Source organism: Mesorhizobium sp. P5_C1, assembly GCF_054049815.1.
Genome location: NZ_JBFULQ010000731.1, coordinates 1 through 2,212 on the forward strand (window position 1 = coordinate 1; position 2,212 = coordinate 2,212).

Annotated in this window: 1 protein-coding gene and 1 pseudogene; one reads left to right on the forward strand and one right to left on the reverse strand. The window is 61.1% G+C overall.

Annotated features, from left to right (window positions below):
• A partial coding sequence (locus ACXJ7R_RS30510) for an adenylate/guanylate cyclase domain-containing protein (protein WP_457155063.1) occupies positions 1–1,329 on the reverse strand: 1,329 nt, incomplete at its 3' end.
• 583 nt (positions 1,330–1,912) lie between these two features.
• On the opposite strand from ACXJ7R_RS30510, the pseudogene ACXJ7R_RS30515 reads away from it, so the two are divergent.
• Positions 1,913–2,212, forward strand: a pseudogene (locus tag ACXJ7R_RS30515) (cyclic nucleotide-gated potassium channel); the annotation flags it as partial.

A 2,212-nucleotide genomic window follows, 5' to 3' on the forward strand; every position in this document is an offset into this window, starting at 1 on the left:
GGTTTCGAACAGGTTGGGGTTGCCCGCGATCGCCTGCTCGAATTCTCGATCCGCTTCGTCGTACCGCTGGCCGATCGAGAGGGCCAGTCCGCGCGAGGCATGCGCTTCGGCCAGTCCGCTTTCGATCTCGAGCGCCTTGGCGGCGTTGGCCAGTATGCCGTCGAGCGACACCTCCTCGCTGTAGTCGAGGAACAGGAAGGAGTCGCAATCGGCGCTGCCGGCATAGGCGCGCGCATAGAGAGGGTCGAGCTCAATCGCCATCGTGAACATCCGTCTGGCGAGCCGGTAGTTCAGCTTCGTGCCGCGGTGGAAAAACTCACGGCCTCTCAGATAGTAGGTGTAAGCCTCGACACTCTCGGTCGGCGACGCCTCGATCGCCTTCTTTTCTTCCGGCAGCAGCCTGACCTTGAGCTGATCGACGATCGTTTTTGTGATCTCGTCCTGAATCGCGAAGATGTCCGTCAGGTCACGGTCGTAACGATCGGCCCACAGATGCGTGCTGTCCTTGCCGTCGATCAGCTGCGCGGTGATGCGCACGCGCTGGCCGGCCTTGCGGACGCTGCCTTCAAGTACCGTTGCGACATTGAACCGCCGGCTGACCTCCTGCACGTCGACGGACTTGCCCTTGTAGGTGAACACCGAATTGCGGGCGATCACCGACAGGCCGGAGATCTTCGACAGGTCGGTGATGATGTCCTCGGTGATGCCGTCGGAGAAGTATTCCTGCTCCGGGTCGCCGCTCATGTTGTTGAACGGCAGCACAGCGATCGACGGTTTTTCCTTCGCCGGCGCTGGCTTGGGCCACGCCGCGCCGGCGAAGAGGTCGACATTGTAGACTCGAACCGGCCGGTCGATGTTCTTCAGCGTCTGCTCGCCGGTGTCCTCGAAGGAGAGATCGAGCCGGTTGCCGACATTGTCGCGGACCGAGCCGGACACCGCGATGCCGCCGGGCTTGGCGATGCTTTCGATGCGCGCCGCTATGTTGACGCCGTCGCCATAGATGTCGTTGTCCTCGAAGATGATGTCACCGAGATGGACGCCGATGCGGAATTCGATGCGGCGCTCCTCCGGCACGTCGACATTGCGCTCGTGCATCCGGCGCTGGATGTCAGCGGCGCACGCCACTGCGTTCACCACGCTCGGGAACTCGACCAGCATGCCATCGCCCGTGAGCTTGACGATGCGGCCCTGGTGTTCGGCGATCTTGCCGTCGGCCATCTCGCGCCGATGCGTCTTGAGCGCCGACAGCGTGCCAGCTTCATCAAGCCCCATCAGCCTGGAATAGCCGACCACGTCGGCGGCCAATATTGCGGTCAGGCGTCGTTCCATACTCGGTTGCCCCGCTTCCTTCGGAAGCATACCTTAGCAGTTTCCCCACGTCGCAAGCAGCTTTTCGCCGACCAGAGGAAGAATACCGGCGTTCGCACAAGGGCAAACTGGCAAACCGCTGCTCGAATGTCCGTTCATGCCGCGATCCGCGCCTATCGCGATCGATGCCTTCGAAGCAAAGCCTTGTTGCGAGCGAATTCGCTGCTTTCCTGTTTTCAGGGAATTCAGGCGGAGACTGGTTAGCGCGAGACCGCCGCCTTCACCACTCAGTCACGGCAAAACTGAACTATGCTAGGTAGCCCGAAATTCGCTCGACTTATCCGTAAGATAGACTGGACCATCTCTGATCAGTCGGGCTTGGTCGCCCAGCCGGTCTCTGTTTCTCCCGAGTATTTGCGATCCGTCTCTGTGTCCGGATCGGGTCATTCTCACCGGTTGTGGCCTGTCTGTTCACGTCCGGTCACGAAGCAATCCCGGACATCTGGGTTCACCGCGGTGACGCACATCGCAACGCCAGCAAGCACCTTTGCGCTTGCCTTGAAGGCATTCTATTCTGGAGGTAGAAGCGGCTCGTGGGCACAGAATGTCGGTACTGCGTTTCTTAAGAATATACGCGCCGCTCAACGCGGTTCTGGCTGCGCCCGGCCYTTTGGCGGTGGCTACGCTCACGACTCCGAACATCTCCGGACGAAGCAGACTGGCTCTGGCTGCCGTGCTCGTAGTCATTTGGGGAGCCTATCTCCTGGAACTGGCCGCGACGCTGCTCAAACGCCGGGCGGGCGACGTTCGGGACAGGACGCCGGCGATCGCTATTGATGTGCTCGCGGTTTTGGTTCCACTCGCTGCATTTCTGCTTGTCGGCACCCCCGACTGGAGCCTCTAC